This window comes from Hydrogenophaga sp., assembly GCF_028698005.1.
In the GTDB taxonomy this organism is placed as follows: Bacteria; Pseudomonadota; Gammaproteobacteria; order Burkholderiales; family Burkholderiaceae_C; genus Hydrogenophaga.
The window spans coordinates 1-18,192 of the sequence record NZ_JAQVEJ010000051.1; the positions used below are offsets into that span (position 1 = coordinate 1).

The window sequence follows — 18,192 nt, forward strand, 5'->3', positions numbered from 1 at the left end:
GGCATGCCAACGAGGGCCAGCGCCATGATGGGGGTGCCGCCCATGGCGTAGACGTCGCTGATGGCGTTGGTGGCGGCGATGCGGCCAAAGTCGAACGGGTCGTCGACGATGGGCATGAAGAAATCGGTGGTGGCGATCAGCGCCTGCTCGTCGTTGAGGCGGTAGACGGCGGCGTCATCGGCCGTCTCGATGCCCACCAGCAGGGCTTCGGGCACGGGCATCGCGGCCGTGCCGCGCAGGATGTCCGAGAGCACGCCAGGCGCGATCTTGCAGCCACAGCCGCCCCCGTGCGACAGACTGGTCAGCCGGGGTTCGGTGCTGGTGGTGGTCGCGGGAGCGTTCATGGTGTCGATTGTCCTTGCAAGATGGCCATGCCGCGGCCACACCGGCCACGGCGCAAAAGGCTCATTGTGCGCGCAAGCTCATGACGGCGGCAGCAGGCGCAGCAGTTGCCCCTTGCCGTGGTCGGTCAGCAGGTAGATGTAGCCATCCGGCCCCTGGCGCACGTCGCGCACGCGCTGACCCAGCGCCCCCAGCAGTTTTTCCTCGCCCACCACGCGCCCCCCGCGCACCGTCAGGCGCGCCAGGTAACGGAACTTGAGGGCCCCCACCAGCAGGCTGCCCCTGGCCTGCGGCCCGTAGCGGTCGCTGGTGATGAAGGCCATGCCCGCCGGCGCGATGGACGGCGTCCAGTGCAGCACGGGCTGCTCCATGCCGCCCCGGGCAACGGCGCCCTCGCCGATGGCACCGCCACCGTAGTTCTCGCCGTAGGTGATCGCGGGCCAGCCGTAGTTGCGCCCCGCCTCGGGCCGGTTGACCTCGTCGCCTCCCTGCGGGCCGTGCTCGCTGATCCACAGCCGGCCGTCCGGGCCCATGGTGGCCCCCTGCGGGTTGCGGTGCCCGTAGCTCCAGATCTCGGGCAGGGCTCCGGGCTTGCCGGCGAACGGGTTGCCCGGCGCCGGGCCGCCCTCCTTGCGCAGGCGCACCACCTTGCCATGGTGGTTGTCCAGCGTCTGCGCATCGGCCATGCGGTGGAAACGGTCGCCCAGGGTCAGGAACAGATGCCCGTCGGGCGTTTCGGCAATGCGGCAGCCGAAGTGGGCGCGGCTGGCCGTCTTGGGTTGCTGACTGAAGATCACCCGCACGTCGTCCAGACGGGTGGCGTCATCGGACAGGCGCGCGCGGGCCAGGGCGGTGGAGTTGGTGCCGCCCTCGCCCGGCTCGCTGAAGCAGAAGAACAGGCGGCGGTTGCGGGCAAAGTCGCTGTCCGCCACCAGGTCCAGCAAACCACCCTGCCCCACGGCATCGACGCGTGGCAGACCGGCCAGTGGCGCGCCGATGCGCCCATCGGGCTCCACCACACGCAGGCGGCCCGGCCGTTCGGTCACCAGCATGCGTCCGTCGCCGATGAACGCCACCGCCCAGGGGTGAGCCAGCCCGGCGGCCAGCAGCTCGGTGCGCCAGTCCCGGACGGGCACGGTCGCGACCGACGGCGGCAAGGGCTGGGCGGCGGTCGCGGTGGCGGCCAGCGCCAAAGACAGAACGCCCAGACAGCGGTGCAGTTGATGCATGGCGGCCATCCTCAGTCCAGCAAGGCGGCCAGCCCACCGTCGGGCTCGAAACGCTGGCGGCGGCGCGTCAGCCGGGTGGGCCCCGTCCACGCCGCCTGCGGCACCGGATGCTCCGGGTCACCGGGGTAGCAGATCACACGGCAGCCATCACGGTCGAACGGGTGCGGTTCGATCAGCGGCGGCGTGCGGGCGGCAGCGTAGGCCCGGGCGGCGCCGACGCCGGGCAGACGGGCCAGCTCCATCAGACTCATGATCTGCGGCGGTGCCAGATCGATGTCATCGTCCCAGAAGCGCTCCAGCGCCCGCCGGGGCGACAGCCAGACGGCTTCGGTCGCCTCGTGGCCGTCGTGCAGCGCCGTCTGGCCGGCGGGTGCCACCGCCAGGAAAAAGCGCGTGTCAAAGCGCCTGCTCGACACCGAGGGCCGGCGCGGTGTGACCCAGCGCGACCAGGGCATGAGGGACGATACCGGCAGCACCCGGCCGAGCGAGGCCATCGCCTGTGGCCAGCTGTGTCCGCCATCGAGGCGTGCCGCCAGCGTCCGGTGTTCGGCCTCGGCAACCGGGCCATGCCCGATGAACAGCCCGACCTCTTCCCAGGTTTCGCGCAGGGCCGCCACGTGCAGGGCCACGGCATCGGCCACCGGCAGGCCGGGTTCCGACAACCGCCGCGCGCAGTCCTCGGGGGGCAGGTCCAGCGCACCCGCGTCGTCGACGGCATCCGTCGGATCGAGCTTGCCGCCCGGGAACACATGGGCGCCACCGAGCACGCCGGCGTTGCCGTGCCGGCGCACCATCAGAACCTCGAGGCCGGCGGCGCCGTCGCGCACCACCATGACGGTGGCCGACGGCACGGGGGGCGTGGTGATTTCTTCAGCGATGAATGACAGTGCCATCCCCGCATTGTGCGCCGGCGCGCTTCAACGTGGCACCAGGAAGGTGGTCTTTTCCTCCACACGGATGGCCTTGTCGCCCTCGGCCTGCAAGCGGAACGTGATCGGATGCGAGCCGGGCGACGCACCCGGGGGCACCTGCACGCGCACCGCCACGCTGCGCACTTCGGCGGGCAGCACCTCGACCCGGGCGTCGGACGCCAGCGCAATGCCGGGCAGACCCTCGACCTGGATGCCCACCATCTGGCGCTCCTCGGTGGCGTTCATGACCTGCAGCCGGTACACGTTCTCGATACGCCCGAATTCCACCATGCGCGCCAGTGCACCCCGATCGCGGATCACGTCCACCTTCATGGGCACCCGCAGGAACAGGCTCACTCCCACCGCCACGGCAATGGCACCGAGCACGAACGAGTAGATCAGCACCCGGGGCCGCAGTGCGCGGCGCACGATCTGCGCCCGGTTCCAGCCCTGGTTCATCGCGTTCTGGGTCGAGTACTTGACCAGGCCGCGCTCGTAGCCGAACTTGTCCATCACCTCGTCGCAGACATCGGCACAGGCGCCGCAGCCAATGCATTCGTACTGCAGGCCCTTGCGGATGTCGATGCCCGTCGGGCAGACCTGCACGCACAGGGTGCAGTCCACGCAGGCACCCAGCCCCCGGGAGGCCGGATCGACCTTCTTGCCACGCGAGCCGCGCGGCTCACCGCGGGCGGCGTCGTAGGTCACGATCAGGGTGTCCTTGTCGAACATGGCACTTTGGAAGCGCGCATACGGGCACATGTACTTGCACACCTGCTCGCGCATGAAGCCGGCGAAACCGTAGGTGGCAAAGCTGTAGAAGAAGATCCAGAAGGTTTGCCAGGGACCCAGCGCCCCGGCCACCACCTCGACACCCAGCGTCCGGATGGGCGTGAAATAGCCGACGAAGGTAAAGCCCGTCCACAGCGCGACCAGCAACCACAGCGCGTGCTTGCCGACCTTGCGTCCGAGCTTGGCCGCCGACATGGGTGCCGCGTCCAGCCGCATGCGCGCGGCACGGTCACCTTCGACCAGCTTCTCGATCCACATGAAGATCTCGGTGTAAACCGTCTGCGGGCACGCATAGCCGCACCACAGGCGCCCAGCCACCGCCGTGAACAGGAACAGCGACAGCGCCGACATCACCAGCAGACCGGTCAGGTAGATGAAATCCTGCGGATACAGCACCAGGCCGCCCAGGTAGAAGCGGCGCGAGAGCAGATCGAACAGCACCGCCTGACGACCATTCCAGTTCAGCCACGGCAGTCCGTAGTAGACGATCTGCGTCAACCACACCAGGGCCCAGCGCCAGTGGGCGAAGAACCCGTGCACGGCCTTCGGGTAGAGCTTCTTGCGCGACTCGTACAGCGAGATGGTCACCACATCGGGCGCATCCGGGGAGGCGGCAGACGGGACCGCTGACGGGGTCGGGATCGGGGACGTCATGGCATTGCTCCTATCGTGTCGCCCGGTTTCTTCAAGTTTCATGCCACCCGTCATGTGCCGGAAAAAACCAAGTCTGACAAGCAGTTGCAGACCATGTCGGCCGGCTGCACAGGATGTGATGTCATGACAATTGCACCCATTGACCGCCAAAACGTGACACTTCTGACATATTCATCCACCAGACCGTCGCGTCCTGCCGGGTCGGTCAATCCGAGCAGGGCAACGGCCCGCTCAGGGAAATGAAAGCATGGAACCATTTCATTAGCACTCGATCACAGAGAGTGCTAACATCAATACAATAGGAGGGTTCTCACATGTCCATGACGCTTGCCAACCCCAGCACACCCACCACCGGTGGTCTTGCCCTGGCGCACGGCTGGGCGGGGCGCTCGCTCACCCTGCCGCCGCTGGGCCATCTGGACGCGTACATCTCGGCGGTCAACCGGCTTCCCATGCTGACGCTCGAAGAAGAGCAGGAAGCCGCACGCCGCCTGCGCGACCACAACGATCTGGAGGCCGCCAGCCGGCTGGTGATGTCGCATCTGCGGCTGGTGGTGTCGATCTCGCGCCAGTACCTGGGCTACGGGCTGCCTCACGGCGACCTGATCCAGGAGGGCAACGTCGGCCTGATGAAGGCCGTCAAACGCTTCGACCCCGACCAGGGCGTGCGTCTGGTCAGCTATGCCATGCATTGGATCAAGGCCGAGATCCATGAGTACATCCTCAAGAACTGGCGCATGGTGAAGATGGCCACCACCAAGGCGCAGCGCAAGCTGTTTTTCAACCTGCGCAGCATGAAGCAGGGTTTCCGCGCCGGATCGGTCGACGGCGACACCCACCGCGAGGCACTGTCGGATGGCGAGATCGACGTGGTGGCACGCGACCTCAATGTCAAGCCCGAGGAAGTGCGCGAGATGGAAACCCGGATGGCCGGGGGCGACGTGGTGCTCGACCCGGCGCCGGCCGGTGATGGCGAGGAGGCCTTCGGCCCCATCGCTTACCTGGCCGACACCAGCCACGAGCCGACCACGGTCCTGGAATCGGCCCAGCGGGACCACCTGGCCACCGAGGGCATCGCCCGGGCGCTGGGTGAGCTGGACGAGCGCTCGCGCCGCATCGTGACCGAGCGCTGGCTCCAGGTCAACGACGATGGTTCGGGTGGCAAGACGCTGCACCAACTGGCCGCCGAGTACGGCGTGAGCGCCGAGCGCATCCGCCAGATCGAGGTGGCCGCGATGAAGAAGATGCGCAAGGCCCTGGCCAGCTTCGCCTGAACGCCCAGGCGCCGCCGGCCACTGTCGCGTCGGCGCCGCAGACGGGGCCGTCACCCCTGGCCGATGGGCCAAAAAGGCACCGACAGTGGTGCCCATGCCCACCGCTCCCGCCACCCAAGGAGACTCGCCTGCCTGGCTGGCCGCCTTGGCGGGATGGCGGGTCGCACTGGGAGCTGGAGCTGGCCAGAACCGGTGCCGACCGCGCCGACCTGTACTACCGGGACCCGCAGGGGCAGTGGCAACACCAGCAGGGCGGTGACCGCCTGCCGGTCGAGCAGTGGCATGCGCGCGACCGCTTTCCGGTGTCATACTGGCCGGCGGGCTGTGCCCGTCCCCCCGGTTGCCGGCTGGCGTGACGCTGCGCTACAAGATCGTGATCGCGCTGCTGCCCGACCCGGCCGCCGGGCTGCCGCTGGACGCGCAGCAACTCCTGGCCTGGCTGCTCGACGAAGCCGACGAGCTGCACTGGAACAAACAGCGCAACATCGCCACCATCAACTTCTGACCGGCGGCGTGCGCCTAGGCCTCCCGTCGCAACGCCGGGAACAGGATCACGTCGCGGATGCTGGGGCTGTCGGTGAGCAGCATCATGAGGCGGTCGATGCCGATACCGCAGCCACCGGCCGGCGGCATGCCGTATTCGAGCGCGCGCACGTAGTCGGCGTCGTAGTACATGGCCTCGTCATCACCGGCGTCCTTGTTGGCCACCTGGGCCTGGAAGCGCGCGGCCTGGTCTTCCGCATCGTTGAGCTCGGAGAACGCGTTGCCGAACTCGCGGCCGGTGATGTAGAGCTCGAAACGCTCGGTCACCTCGGGGCGTTCGTCGCTGGCGCGCGCCAGCGGCGAGATCTCGGTCGGGTGCTCCATGATGAAGGTCGGGTTCCACAGCTGTTCCTCGACCTTCTCCTCGAAGTACATCACCTGCAGGCCGGCCAGGCTGCGGTCCGACAGCCTGTCCTTCTCCTCGCTCATGCCCAGCTTCTTCAGCTCGCCACGCAGCCAATCGGCGTCGTCCGCGCGTTCGCCGGCGTCGGTGTACTTCTGGATCGCCTCACGGATGGTCAGGCGCTCGAAGGGTGCACCCAGGTCGACGGTGCGGCCCTGGTATTGCAGGCTGGTGGTGCCGCACACGCGCTGGGCCACGGTGCGGATCAGGCGCTCGGTGAAGTCCATCAGGTCGCGGTAGTTCCACCACGCCGCGTAGAACTCCATCATCGTGAATTCGGGGTTGTGGCGGACGCTGATGCCTTCGTTGCGGAAGTTGCGGTTGATCTCGAACACCTTGTCGAAGCCGCCCACCAGCAGGCGCTTGAGGTACAGCTCGGGCGCGATGCGCAGGAACATCTGCTGATCCAGCGCGTTGTGGTGCGTTTCAAAGGGTTTGGCGTTCGCACCGCCGGGGATCGGGTGAAGCATGGGCGTCTCGACCTCGAGGAAACCCTCGGCCACCATGAATTCACGGATCGTCGCCAGGGCCTGGCTGCGCGCGACGAAACGGCGCCGCGTGGCCTCGTCGGTCATCAGGTCGACATAGCGCTGGCGGTACTTGACCTCCTGGTCCTGGATGCCGTGGAACTTGTCGGGCAGCGGGCGCAGGCTCTTGGTGATCAGGCGCAGATGGTCGGCGTGGATCGTGAGTTCGCCCGTTCGCGTGCGGATCAGCGTGCCCTCGGCGGCGATGATGTCGCCCAGGTCCCAGTGCTTGAAGGCTTCCAGCGTTTTCTCGCCGACGCTGTCCTTGTTCAGGTAGATCTGGATGCGGCCCGAGCTGGGGCCGAAGGAGGCGTCCTGCAGCGTCGCAAAACAGGCCTTGCCCATGACGCGCTTGAGCATCATGCGGCCGGCCACACTGGCGCGCGCCGGCTCCGCCTCGAGCGCTTCCTTGGTCGTCTCTCCGTAGCGGGCGAAAATGGACTCGGCGCTGTCCTTGGGCTTGAAATCGTTCGGAAAGGCCACGCCCTCGCCACGCTGCTGCGCCTCCCGCAGCGCCTTGAGTTTTTCGCGGCGCTCGGCGATCAGTTGGTTCTCGTCGGAGGCGGCTGCGGCTGCTGGGGCTTGTTCTGTGGTCATGATCGGAAGAAAAAACGGGCTGCGCCCGGACAGGCGCAACCCGTTATTGTAATTTTTCTTCCAGAACGCCCCGCAACGCTGCAGGCACCTCGAAACCGGGGGCGCCGCGTCAGCGGCGCACAGGGGTGCTCTCCATCAATGCCCCAGATAGGCTTCACGCACCTTCGGATCGACCAGCAGTTCCTTGCCGGTGCCGGTCATGGTGATCTCGCCGGAGTCCATGACATAGCCGCGGTCGGCGATCTGCAGCGCGCGCTGGGCGTTCTGCTCGACCAGCAAAATGGTCACGCCCTGGGCCGACACGTCGCGCACCACCTCGAAGATCTTGTCCACCATGATCGGCGACAGGCCCATGGATGGCTCATCGAGCAGCAGCACCTTGGGCTGGCTCATCAGTGCGCGGGCCATGGCCAGCATCTGCTGCTCGCCGCCCGACATGGTGCCGGCGAGCTGGTCCTTGCGCTCCTTCAGGCGCGGGAAAATGCCGAACATCTTCTCGATGTCATCGTCGATGCCCTTCTTGTCCGAGCGGATGTACGCCCCCATCAGCAGGTTTTCGGTGATCGTCATGCGGGTGAAGATGCCACGGCCCTCGGGCACCATCGCCAGACCCTGCCGGACCAGATCCCAGGCCCCCTTGCCCCGGGTGTCCCGGCCCAGGTACTCGATGCGGCCACCTTCAATGCCCAGCGAACCGGTGATCGCCTTCATGGTCGTGGTCTTGCCGGCGCCGTTGGAGCCGATGAGGGAAATCAGTTCGCCCTCGCGCACCTCCATATCGATGCCCTTGACCGCCTTGATGCCGCCGTAGGACACCTTCAGGCCCGAGACTTTGAGAAGTGTGTTTGCCATGATGTCGTGTCCGTGCTCGCTCAGTTTCCGCCCGTGCCCAGGTAGGCCTCGATGACCTTGGGGTCCTTCTGCACCTCGGCAGGTGTACCCGAGGACAGTTGCTTGCCGTAGTCGAGCACCGTCACCTGGTCGCACAGGCCCATCACCAGCTTGACATCGTGCTCGATGAGCAAAATGGTGCGGTTGTCGTTGCGGATCTGGTCGATCAGCTCGCGCAACTGGACCTTCTCGGTGGCGTTCATGCCGGCGGCAGGCTCATCCAGCGCGATCAGTTGCGGGTCGGTGGCCAGCGCGCGGGCAATCTCCAGGCGGCGCTGGTCGCCGTAACTGAGCGTGCGCGACTTGTAGTCGGCAAAGCGCGCGATGCCCACGTAGTCCAGCAGCTCCATCGAGCGCTCCCGGATGGCCGCCTCCTCGCGCTTGAAACCCGGCGTGCGGAGGATGGCGCCCACGAGACCGGAGTGGGTGCGCACATGGCGCCCGACCATCACGTTCTCCAGCGCCGTCATTTCGGGGAACAGACGGATGTTCTGGAAGGTGCGTGCGATGCCGGCCTTGGCCACCTCGTGCACCGCCGTGGGCGTGTAGGGCTGGCCACCCAGCTCGAAACTGCCGCTGTCGGGCGTGTACAGGCCCGTCAGGACATTGAAGAAGGTGGTCTTGCCGGCGCCGTTGGGACCGATGAGGCCGTAGACCTGGCCGCGCTGGATCTCGATGCCCACATCGCTCAGCGCCTGCAGGCCGCCGAAGCGCTTGGACACGTTCGCTACTTTGAGAATGATGTCGCTCATGGTGATGGTGTCCTCGTGCTCACTTGGCCAGGGATTTGCCGTGCTCCGGCGCGGGCCACAGCCCCTTCGGACGCAGCAGCATCACCACCACCATGGCCAGCGCGATCAGCAACTGGCGCAGGATTTCCGGGCCCAGACGGCCACCGGTCATCTCGGTCAGCGGGCCGGCCACGTGGCGAAGCACTTCCGGCAGGCCTGCCAGCATCAACGCCCCCAGGATCACGCCCGGGATATGGCCGATGCCGCCGAGCACGACCATCGCCACCACCATCACCGATTCCATCAGCGCGAAGGATTCGGGCGAGACGAAACGCTGGAACGAAGAGAACAGCACGCCGGAGATACCGCCGAACGAGGCACCCATGCCGAAAGCCAGCAGTTTGAGGTTGCGCGTGTTCAGACCCATGGCCTTGGCGGCGATCTCGTCCTCACGCACCGCCATCCAGGCGCGGCCGATGCGCGAATCCTGCAGACGGTAGGAGATGACGACCGTCAGGAGGACGAAGAACAGGAACAGGTAGTAGTAGAGCGTGACCGGCTGGATGGTGTAGCTCCAGTCACCGATCTCCAGCGTGTGCCGCTTGCCCATGTTGAAGCCGAAGACGGACAGCGCGTCGATCTGGCTCAGCCCCTTGGGACCGTTGGTGATGTTGATCGGACGATCGAGGTTGAGCAGGAAGATGCGGATGATCTCGCCGAAACCCAGCGTGACGATGGCCAGGTAGTCGCCGCGCAGCTTGAGCGTGGGTGCACCCAGAATCATGCCGACAATGCCCGCCAGCGCCGCCGCCACGATCATCACCAGCCAGATGTTGATGTGCAGCCCGTTGGGGAACAACGCCTTGACGGCAGGAAAGGTGTCGGCCAGGTGCGGCGACGCCAGCAGACCGTAGAGGTAGGCGCCGACCGCGAAGAACGCGATGTAGCCCAGGTCGAGCAGGCCGGCGTAGCCGACCACGATGTTCAGGCCCAGGGCCAGCAGCACGTACAGCAGCGCGATGTCGACGATGCGCGCCCACGAGTTGCTGCCGGTGGCCTGCAGGAGGATGGGCAGTGCCAGCAGCGCGATGGCGACGACGACGAAGGTCGCCAGCTTGGCGGGTTTGATGTTGCTCAGCATGGTGTGTCTCTCCCGCAAGTATCAGGCGCGGTCGGCCACGCGTTCGCCCAGCAGGCCCGACGGCCGCAGCGTCAGCACCAGCGCCAGCACCACGAAGGCGAAAATGTCCACGTACTGACTGCCCAGGAAGCCGCCGGTCAGGGCGCCCAGGTAGCCCGCGCCCAGCGCCTCGATCAGCCCCAGGGCGACGCCACCCACCACGGCACCGGCCAGGTTGCCGATGCCGCCCATGACGGCGGCCACGAAGGCCTTGAGCCCCGGCATGAAGCCCATGGCGTGCTGCACGGTACCGTAGTTGGACGCCCACATCACGCCAGCGATGGCGGCGAGCATGGCACCGATGATGAACGTGGCCGAGATGACCACGTCGGGCTTGATGCCCATCAGGGCCGCCACGCGCGGGTTCTCCGCCGTGGCCCGCATCGCGCGCCCCAGGTTGGTGCGGTTGACCAGCCACATCAGCAAGGCCAGCGTGATCACGGTCGTCGCCAGGATGGTGATCTGCGTCACCGAGATGACCGCACCACCGATGTGGATCGGCTCGCGCGAGAGCATCGACGGGTAGGGCTTGGGGTTGGGTGCCCAGATGATCATGGCCAGCGTCTGCAACAGCAGCGACATGCCGATGGCGGTGATCAGTGGCGCCAGCCGCGGCGAATTGCGCAGCGGCCGGTAGGCGAGTTTCTCAATCGTGAAGTTGAGCGCCGCGCACACCACCATCGCAATCAGGGTGGCGAGCGCCAGTATTGCCCAGCCCGGCATGCCCACCGAGGCATCGAGCATCCAGCGGATGATGGTCCAACTCGTCAGCGCACCGACCATGAGCACTTCGCCATGGGCGAAATTGATCAGCCCGATGATGCCGTACACCATGGTGTATCCCAGCGCCACCAACGCATACATGCTGCCCAGGACCAGACCGTTGATGATCTGCTGTAGCAAGACGTCCATGATGTTTCTCCGTGTTTGTGACAGGCCGGGACTCAGCACAGGCTCCACTCCCTGACCCTGGTGCGGCCGGCAGCCCCGATTTCGTACCCGTTGGACCTAGCAATAATCCCGCCAGGTTGATCCTGATCCCATGGGAACCTGGCGGGGTGGTGGCGGATTTTAGCCAACGCCTTTTGTCCACCCGATGCGTGCAAGCCCTTAATTGGCGCGGGTTTACCCTTGATTGACCCCCCCGAAAAACCCTACATCAGCGGGACAATCTGATTATTAGTTCTTCTGATTATTTAATTCCCTCAGCTCTTTCAGCTTATCGCCGATGCGGATTTCCAATCCGCGCGGCACCGGCCGGTAAAACGGCGTATCCGGCATGCCGTCGGGCAGATAACGTTCACCCGCGGCAAATCCGCCCTCCTCGTCGTGCGCGTAGCGGTAGCCCTTGCCGTAGTCGAGCGACTTCATGAGCTGGGTGGGGGCATTGCGCAGGCGCAGCGGGACCGGGCGGCTGCCATCCTTTTTCACGAAGGCCTTGGCCTGGTTGAAGGCCTTGTACACCGCGTTGGACTTGGGCGCGACCGCCAGGTAGACCACGCACTCGGCCAGCGCCAGCTCGCCTTCGGGCGACCCCAGGCGCTCGTACACCTCGGCCGCATCGAGCGCCAGCCGCAAGGCACGGGGGTCGGCCAGGCCGATGTCTTCGGTGGCCATGCGGATGAGGCGCCGCGCCAGGTACCTCGGATCGGCGCCGCCATCGAGCATGCGCACGAACCAGTACAGGGCGGCATCCGGGTCGGAACCGCGCACGCTTTTGTGCAGCGCGCTGATGGTGTCATAGAACTGTTCGCCGCCCTTGTCGTAGCGCCGCATCCGCTCGCCCAGCACCTTGAGCACCCAGACATCGGTCACCTCGGCCAGTTTCTCCCGGCCGGCGGCGACACTCAGCGTTTCCAGCGTGTTGAGCAGACGCCGCGCGTCGCCGTCGGCGTAGGCGATGAGTCGGTCCATGGCGGCCTGCTCGACGGCCGGCACCGCGCCGATGGCCTGCGCACGACCCGCCAGCTGGCGCAGATCGTCCTCGCCCAGCGGCTGCAGCACGTACACCGCCGCACGCGAGAGCAAGGCCGAATTGACCTCGAACGAAGGGTTCTCGGTGGTGGCGCCAATGAAGGTGAACAGGCCGCTCTCGACGTGCGGCAGGAAGGCGTCCTGCTGGCTCTTGTTGAAGCGATGCACCTCATCGACGAAGACGATGGTGCGCTGGGCATGCAGACCATCGCGCGCCAGCAGAGCCTGCTCCACCGCCTCGCGGATGTCCTTGACGCCGCCGAGCACGGCGCTGATGGTGATGAACTGCGCATCGAAGGCGTCGGCCATCAGGCGCGCGATCGTGGTTTTGCCCACCCCCGGCGGTCCCCAGAGGATGCAACTGTGCGGCTGACCCGACTCGAATGCCAGGCGCAAGGCCATGCCCTCGCCCAGCAGGTGCTGCTGGCCGATCACCTCGCCCAGCGTGCGCGGCCGCAGGCGTTCGGCCAGCGGCTGGTGGTGTGCGGCCGCCGCGGCGGCAGAAGCGGAAAAGGAAGTTGCCATGCGGCGGTTATAGCCCAGCGCGCCCGGCCCGTTCAGCCCACCGATCCGAGCACCGCGCCGGCGGACACCGTCTGACCGGCGGCCACCGCATGCTGCAGCACGCCAGCCACGGGTGCCGTCATCGTCGTCTCCATCTTCATGGCTTCCATCACGGCCACGACGTCGCCCGCCTGCACGGTGTCGCCCGCCGCCACGCGCCAGGCGAGCAGCGAACCGGCGATCGGTGCCACGATGTGGTTGGTTCCCGGCTGCGCCGCCGCCGCGACCGGGGCCGGGGCGTGCGGCACCAGGGCGGGCACGAGGGCGGTACCCGGCGAGGCCGCCAGCAGCGAGGCGGGCAAGCCAAGCGACACCCGCCGGCCATCGACCTCGATGAAGCTGCGCACCAGCGGCACGTCCTGCGCGGGCGCCGGGCGCGGCGCGATGGGCATGCGCTGCGCGAAGACGGTCTCGATCCAGCGCGTGTGGACATGGAAACCCTCCTCGCCCGAGAAATCGCGGTCCTGCAAGACAGCGCGGTGGAACGGCAGCACCGAGGCCACGCCCTCGATGCGGAACTCGGCCAGGGCGCGACGTGCACGCGCCAGCGCCTGCTCGCGCGTGGCGCCGGTGACCACCAGCTTGGCCAGCATGGAGTCGAACAGCCCCGACACGCTGGCGCCGGCACACACCCCGCTGTCCACACGCACGCCGGGGCCGCCGGGCACCTCGAACGCCGCGATGGTGCCGGGCGTGGGCAGGTAGCCCCGCCCCGGGTCCTCGGCGTTGATCCGGAACTCGATGCTGTGACCACGCGGCGCAGGCGTCTCGCGCAATGTCAATGGCAGGCCATCGGCGATGCGCAGTTGCTCCACCACCAGGTCGATGCCGGTCGTCTCCTCGGTCACGGGATGCTCGACCTGCAGGCGGGTGTTCACCTCCAGGAAGGAGATCTGGCCATCGCGCGCGAGCAGAAACTCCACCGTGCCGGCGCCGACGTAGCCAGCCTCGGCGCAGATGGCGCGCGCCGCCTCATGGATACGCTGGCGCTGCGCCTCCTCCAGAAAGGGCGCGGGCGCCTCTTCCACGAGCTTCTGGTTGCGGCGCTGCAGGGAACAATCGCGCGTGCCCAGCACGACGACATGGCCCTGCGTGTCGGCCAGCACCTGCGCCTCCACGTGCCGCGGGCGGTCCAGGAACTGCTCGACGAAGCACTCGCCACGGCCGAAGGCCGCCGTCGCCTCGCGCACCGCCGACTCGTACAGCTCGGCCACCTCGTCCATGCGCCAGGCCACCTTCAGACCGCGACCACCGCCGCCGAACGCGGCCTTGATCGCGATCGGCAGCCCGTGTTGCTCGGCAAAGGCCAGCACCTCGGCCGCGTCCTTCACCGGCTCGGGCGTGCCCGCCACCAGGGGGGCACCCACCTGCTGGGCGATCCGGCGCGCAGCCACCTTGTCGCCCAGCGCCTCGATGGTCTCGGGCCTGGGCCCGATCCAGACCAGGCCGGCCTCGATCACGGCGCGCGCGAACTCGGCCCGCTCCGACAGGAAGCCGTAACCTGGGTGTACCGCATCGGCACCACTGCGGCGCGCGATGTCGAGCAGCTTGTCGATGCGCAGGTACGTGTCCGCCGCCCGCTCGCCCTGCAGGCCCCAGGCCTCGTCGGCCATGCGCACGTGCAGGGCGTCGGCGTCGCCGTCGGCATAGACGGCCACGGATTTCACGCCGTAGTCGGCGCAGGCGCGCGCGATGCGCACGGCGATTTCGCCACGGTTGGCGATCAGGACTTTGGTGATCATGCGATACCTTCTTCGGTCAGGGTGTTTCCGTGAACGCCGATGGACGCAAAGGAGCCGGCGGCGCGAAACCGCAGGCGCGCGCCAACCGGGACCTGCGCGGCCCGATCAAGGTGGTGGCCGGCCACCGCCGCGATGACGGGGTAACCGCCGGTCAGGGGATGGTCGGCCAGGAACAGCACGGGCTGGCCATTGGCAGGCACCTGGATGGCCCCCAGCACGGTGCCCTCACTGGGCAGCTCGCCGGCGTGCGCGCGCTCAAGCGGAACATCGCCTTCCAGGCGCATGCCAACCCGGTCGGACCGCGGCGTCACCCGCCACGCCTGCCCGAGCAGGGTCTGCACGGCAGCGGGCGTGAACCAGTCGGTGCGCGGCCCGAGCACCACATCCAGCGTGACCACGCTCTCGGCCGTGGGCAGGTCCGGTGGGGGTATCTCGTCGTGCGTCACGGCACCCAGGCGCTCGCTCGCGACGGCCGCGCCCACCACCAGCGCCTGGCCGGCCACCAGCGGTGGCGGGCCCACGCGGGCCAGCGTATCGGTGGCGCAACTGCCCAGCACGGGTTCGACGTCGAAGCCGCCGCGCGCGGCCACATAGCAGCGCACGCCGGCGACCGGTGCCCCGATGGCCAGCACATCGCCATCGTCCAGCGCCAGCGGGCGATCCATGGCCGCGGGCAACGGGCGCCCCGTGGCATCGGTCAAGGTCAGCGGCACCCGCGCCCCGGTCACGGCCAGCATCGCGTGGCCCTGGCAGCGCAGGCGCAGTCCGCCGAGCAGGCTCTCCAGCGCCGGCGTGTCGCTGGGGTTGCCCACGATGCGGTTGGCGCGGCGCAAGGCGCCCCTATCCAGCGCGCCCGAGGCCGACACGCCCATGCCCGTGTGGCCGGGACGACCCAGGTCCTGGAACAGCGTCTGCAACCCGGCCGACTCGACCCACAGTCCGTGGCCATCCGGGTTCACGGCCGTCGCATCGCCGGACGCCACGGGAGACGACGCCACAGACGGCAGGCTGTACCTGGCCCCCGGGCGGTCCATGTCGATGAAGCGGACACGCTGACCCGGCTGCACCAGGGCCGGCTCGGCACGCTGCAGGTCCCACATGCGGCAGGGCGTGACGCCGAGCAACTGCCATCCGCCCGGACTGTCGGCCGGGTACACGGCGCTGAAGTCGCCCGCCACCGCCACCGAGCCCGCCGGCACACGGGTGCGGGGCGTGGAGCGGCGCGGAATCTGGAAGCTGGGATGGCCACCGGCCAGATAGACGAAACCCGGCGCGAAACCTGCGAACGCGGCCAGGTACTCGCTTCCCGTGTGACGCTCGATCACCTCGGGCACACCGATCCCCAGCAACTCGGCCACGGCTTCCAGATCCTCGCCGTGGTAGCGGACGGGAAGTTCGACGAGCCGACCCGCCGGCGCGGAGTCACCGCTCGCCTGTCGCGCCAGCGTTCCGTACAGCCGCCAGGCATGGCCCGCCACCTGCGCGACCCCGACCGCCGATGGCCGGAACGACACCAGCAGGGTACGCGCGGCGGGCACGATCTCCTCCACGCCCGGCAGAGGGGACCGCTGCCAGGCCTGGAAGAGCGCCAGCGTCTGGCGCAGGTCGTCCAGCTCCACGAGCACAGCCTGGTCACCGGCCGGCAGGATACGCATCACGGGCGCGCCCTTTCCGTCGCTGGTGCAAAGGGCTGGAGCGCGATGCCCGCCGCCTGCAGACGTTCGCGCAGCCGGCGCGCCATGGCCACCGCGCCCGGGCTGTCACCGTGCACACAGATGGAGTCTGCCTCCAGTCGCACGCGCTTGCCCGAGACCGCCTCGATCTCGCCCGTCTCCACCAGACGCAGCATGCGCTCGGCCACCAGCTCCGGGTCGTGCAGCACCGCGCCTTCGAGCCGGCGCGACAACAGCGCGCCGTCGTCGGTATAGGCGCGGTCCGCGAAGGCCTCCGACGCCGTGCGCAGCCCGCGCTCCTGGGCACGGCGCAGCAGCGGCGAGCCGGCCAGTCCCATCAACACCAGCCCCGGATCCACCTCGAGGATCGCGGTGATGACGTCCTGCCCCTGCCGCTCGTCGTGCGCGATGGTGTTGTACAGGGCGCCGTGCGGTTTCACATAGCTCACCCGTGTGCCGGCCGCGGCGGCCAGTCCCTGCAGGGCACCGATCTGGTAGATCACGTCGGCCACCAGCTCGCGGCTGGTCGGGTCCATGTTGCGCCGCCCGAAACCCACGAGGTCGGGATAGGCGACATGCGCGCCCACGGCCACGCCGTTGGCGGCCGCGTCGCGCAGGGTCTTCAGGATGCCCGCCGGATCACCGGCATGGAAGCCACAGGCCACGTTCGCACTGGTGACGATGGCCAGCATCGCCGCGTCATCGCCCATCGTCCAGGCACCGTAGCTCTCGCCCAGGTCGCTGTTCAAATCCATGTCCGCTCCTTATGATTCAAAATTCCATCGCTGATTGTTGAGCAATTGCCCCGGACCGCGACACCACCTTCCGTTCATCACCACATGCCAGCCCGCCACTTTCCCTCTCCCGCCAGCTCGCCGAGCCTGACCGACGCCGTCGCCGAAACCATCCGGCAGCGGCTCATCCAGGGACAGCTTCGGGCTGGCCAGCACCTGTCGGAAGCCGCGATGAGCGAACAGCTCAACATCTCCCGCAACACGCTGCGCGAGGTGTTCCGCATCCTCATCAAGGAAGGGCTGCTGCGCCACGAACCCAACCGCGGGGTCTCGGTGGTGGTGCCCAGCATGGCCGACATCATCGACATCTACCGCGTGCGCCGCCTGATCGAATGCCAGGCGCTGGCACAGGCCTGGCCCCGGCACCCGGCGCACCAGCGCATGAAGGCCGCGCTCGACAAGGCCGTGCAGGCACGCGACGCGGGCGACTGGCTGCAGGTGGGCTCGGCCAACATGGCGTTCCACGCGGGCATCGTCGCGCTGGCCGACAGCCCCCGGCTGTCCGCCATGTTCTCGGACATCGTGGCCGAGCTCCGCCTGGCCTTCGGCCTGGTGGACGACCCCGAGTACCTGCACGCGCCCTACATCGATCAAAACGCTCACCTGCTGCAACTGTTCACCGACGGCAAGACCGCCGAGGCCGCCAAGACGCTGGAGGACTACCTGATCCACTCCGAGCGCATGGTGCTGGCCGTGTACGCCCGTCACGTGGGCTGAGGCCTGGTCAGTCCAGAGTGGCCGCACCGGTAGCTTCTCCATGCATGCGACGCTCATATTGTTCAACAAATAAGATCATATAAACACACAAAACAAAATTAACTCAACCACAAAACATGAACATTGTTGGTTTCACCTATTTCCGTTGTTGACCAACGGTGTTAATGTCCGGCACGGCTGTTGCTCAGCCGACGACGCCCCGACGCCTTTCGGTCACCCGGGCGCCCCTTTGTTTCATCCGCATCAGGAGTTCGCCATGCAACGTCGCACCTTCGTCGCCGCCGCCACGCTGGCCACCGGCCTCAGCCTTGCCGCCGGCGCGCAGGCCCAGGCCAAGTGGGATTTGCCCTCGGCCTACCCGGCCTTCAACTTCCACTCGCAAAACATTGCCCAGTTCGCCAAGGACGTGGAAGCCGCCACGGGTGGGGCCCTGAAGATCACCGCCCACCCCGGTGCATCGCTGTTCAAGGCTCCCGAGATCAAGCGCGCCGTGCAGGGCGGCCAGGCGCAGGCCGGCGAATTTTTCATGGTCAGCTTCCAGAACGAGTGGCCGCTGTTCGGCCTGGACGGCCTGCCCTTCCTGGTCAACAGCTATGACGAGGCCTTCAAGCTGTACCAGGCACAGAAGCCGGCCCTGGAAAAGAAGCTCGACCA

The 18,192-nt window shown here is 67.6% G+C and carries 17 protein-coding genes and 1 pseudogene; 5 read left to right on the forward strand and 13 right to left on the reverse strand.

What is annotated here, in order from left to right:
* The 4 genes from selD to ccoG form a co-directional block, all read right to left on the reverse strand.
* Positions 1 to 344 (reverse strand): selenide, water dikinase SelD (selD, locus tag PHQ87_RS07330; protein WP_300232610.1); only part of this gene is annotated, 344 nt, incomplete at its 3' end.
* Between the two features lie 78 nt (positions 345 to 422).
* Positions 423 to 1,571: a PQQ-dependent sugar dehydrogenase gene (locus PHQ87_RS07335; protein WP_300232612.1), complete on the reverse strand. Its 1,149-nt coding sequence runs from the start codon at positions 1,569 to 1,571 to the stop codon at positions 423 to 425.
* Positions 1,572 to 1,582: 11 nt separating this feature from the next.
* Positions 1,583 to 2,464 carry an NUDIX domain-containing protein gene (locus PHQ87_RS07340; RefSeq protein ID WP_300232615.1) on the reverse strand — a complete coding sequence of 294 codons (882 nt, stop codon included), beginning with the start codon at positions 2,462 to 2,464 and terminating at the stop codon, positions 1,583 to 1,585.
* Between the two features lie 24 nt (positions 2,465 to 2,488).
* Positions 2,489 to 3,928 carry a cytochrome c oxidase accessory protein CcoG gene (gene ccoG / locus PHQ87_RS07345; RefSeq protein ID WP_300232616.1) on the reverse strand — a complete coding sequence of 480 codons (1,440 nt, stop codon included), beginning with the start codon at positions 3,926 to 3,928 and terminating at the stop codon, positions 2,489 to 2,491.
* A gap of 320 nt (positions 3,929 to 4,248) precedes the next feature.
* On the opposite strand from ccoG, the gene rpoH reads away from it, so the two are divergent.
* The 3 genes from rpoH (at position 4,249) to PHQ87_RS07355 (ending at position 5,707) form a co-directional block, all read left to right on the forward strand.
* On the forward strand, positions 4,249 to 5,202 hold the full coding sequence (gene rpoH / locus PHQ87_RS07350) for an RNA polymerase sigma factor RpoH (protein WP_300232640.1): 954 nt from the start codon (positions 4,249 to 4,251) through the stop codon (positions 5,200 to 5,202).
* 173 nt (positions 5,203 to 5,375) lie between these two features.
* Positions 5,376 to 5,558, forward strand: a complete 183-nt coding sequence (locus PHQ87_RS16065; RefSeq protein ID WP_366524443.1) for a 7TM-DISM domain-containing protein — start codon at positions 5,376 to 5,378, stop codon at positions 5,556 to 5,558.
* Positions 5,555 to 5,707: a hypothetical protein gene (locus PHQ87_RS07355; RefSeq protein ID WP_300232619.1), complete on the forward strand. Its 153-nt coding sequence runs from the start codon at positions 5,555 to 5,557 to the stop codon at positions 5,705 to 5,707. The genes PHQ87_RS16065 and PHQ87_RS07355 overlap by 4 nt, the downstream gene beginning before the upstream one ends.
* Positions 5,708 to 5,721: 14 nt before the next feature.
* Here the strand turns inward: PHQ87_RS07355 and lysS are convergent, their stop codons facing one another.
* The 9 genes from lysS to PHQ87_RS07400 all read right to left on the reverse strand — a co-directional run bounded on the left by lysS (position 5,722) and on the right by PHQ87_RS07400 (position 16,782).
* A complete protein-coding gene (gene lysS / locus PHQ87_RS07360; protein WP_300232622.1) occupies positions 5,722 to 7,272 on the reverse strand; it encodes a lysine--tRNA ligase in 1,551 nt (516 codons plus the stop codon).
* Between the two features lie 135 nt (positions 7,273 to 7,407).
* Positions 7,408 to 8,124 (reverse strand): ABC transporter ATP-binding protein, encoded by a 717-nt coding sequence (locus PHQ87_RS07365; protein WP_300232625.1) that lies wholly within the window; start codon positions 8,122 to 8,124, stop codon positions 7,408 to 7,410.
* Positions 8,125 to 8,144: 20 nt separating this feature from the next.
* On the reverse strand, positions 8,145 to 8,915 hold the full coding sequence (locus PHQ87_RS07370) for an ABC transporter ATP-binding protein (RefSeq protein ID WP_300232627.1): 771 nt from the start codon (positions 8,913 to 8,915) through the stop codon (positions 8,145 to 8,147).
* Positions 8,916 to 8,934: 19 nt separating this feature from the next.
* On the reverse strand, positions 8,935 to 10,035 hold the full coding sequence (locus PHQ87_RS07375) for an ABC transporter ATP-binding protein (RefSeq protein ID WP_300232629.1): 1,101 nt from the start codon (positions 10,033 to 10,035) through the stop codon (positions 8,935 to 8,937).
* A gap of 21 nt (positions 10,036 to 10,056) precedes the next feature.
* Positions 10,057 to 10,986 carry a branched-chain amino acid ABC transporter permease gene (locus PHQ87_RS07380; RefSeq protein WP_300232630.1) on the reverse strand — a complete coding sequence of 310 codons (930 nt, stop codon included), beginning with the start codon at positions 10,984 to 10,986 and terminating at the stop codon, positions 10,057 to 10,059.
* 267 nt (positions 10,987 to 11,253) lie between these two features.
* Complete coding sequence (locus PHQ87_RS07385; protein ID WP_300232632.1) at positions 11,254 to 12,573, reverse strand: replication-associated recombination protein A; 1,320 nt, start codon at positions 12,571 to 12,573, stop codon at positions 11,254 to 11,256.
* Positions 12,574 to 12,605: 32 nt separating this feature from the next.
* Positions 12,606 to 14,351, reverse strand: a complete 1,746-nt coding sequence (locus PHQ87_RS07390; protein ID WP_300232642.1) for a biotin carboxylase N-terminal domain-containing protein — start codon at positions 14,349 to 14,351, stop codon at positions 12,606 to 12,608.
* On the reverse strand, positions 14,351 to 16,009 hold the full coding sequence (locus tag PHQ87_RS07395; RefSeq protein WP_300232635.1) for a 5-oxoprolinase/urea amidolyase family protein: 1,659 nt from the start codon (positions 16,007 to 16,009) through the stop codon (positions 14,351 to 14,353). The genes PHQ87_RS07390 and PHQ87_RS07395 overlap by 1 nt, the downstream gene beginning before the upstream one ends.
* Positions 16,009 to 16,782 (reverse strand): 5-oxoprolinase subunit PxpA, encoded by a 774-nt coding sequence (locus PHQ87_RS07400; protein ID WP_300232637.1) that lies wholly within the window; start codon positions 16,780 to 16,782, stop codon positions 16,009 to 16,011. The genes PHQ87_RS07395 and PHQ87_RS07400 overlap by 1 nt, the downstream gene beginning before the upstream one ends.
* Before the next feature lie 84 nt (positions 16,783 to 16,866).
* Here PHQ87_RS07400 and PHQ87_RS07405 point away from each other — a divergent pair, with 84 nt between their 5' ends.
* Both PHQ87_RS07405 and PHQ87_RS07410 read left to right on the forward strand, forming a co-directional pair.
* Entirely contained in the window at positions 16,867 to 17,538 is a 672-nt protein-coding gene (locus PHQ87_RS07405; protein WP_300232638.1) for a GntR family transcriptional regulator, read from the forward strand.
* Between the two features lie 256 nt (positions 17,539 to 17,794).
* Positions 17,795 to 18,192: pseudogene (locus PHQ87_RS07410) on the forward strand (C4-dicarboxylate ABC transporter substrate-binding protein); the annotation flags it as partial.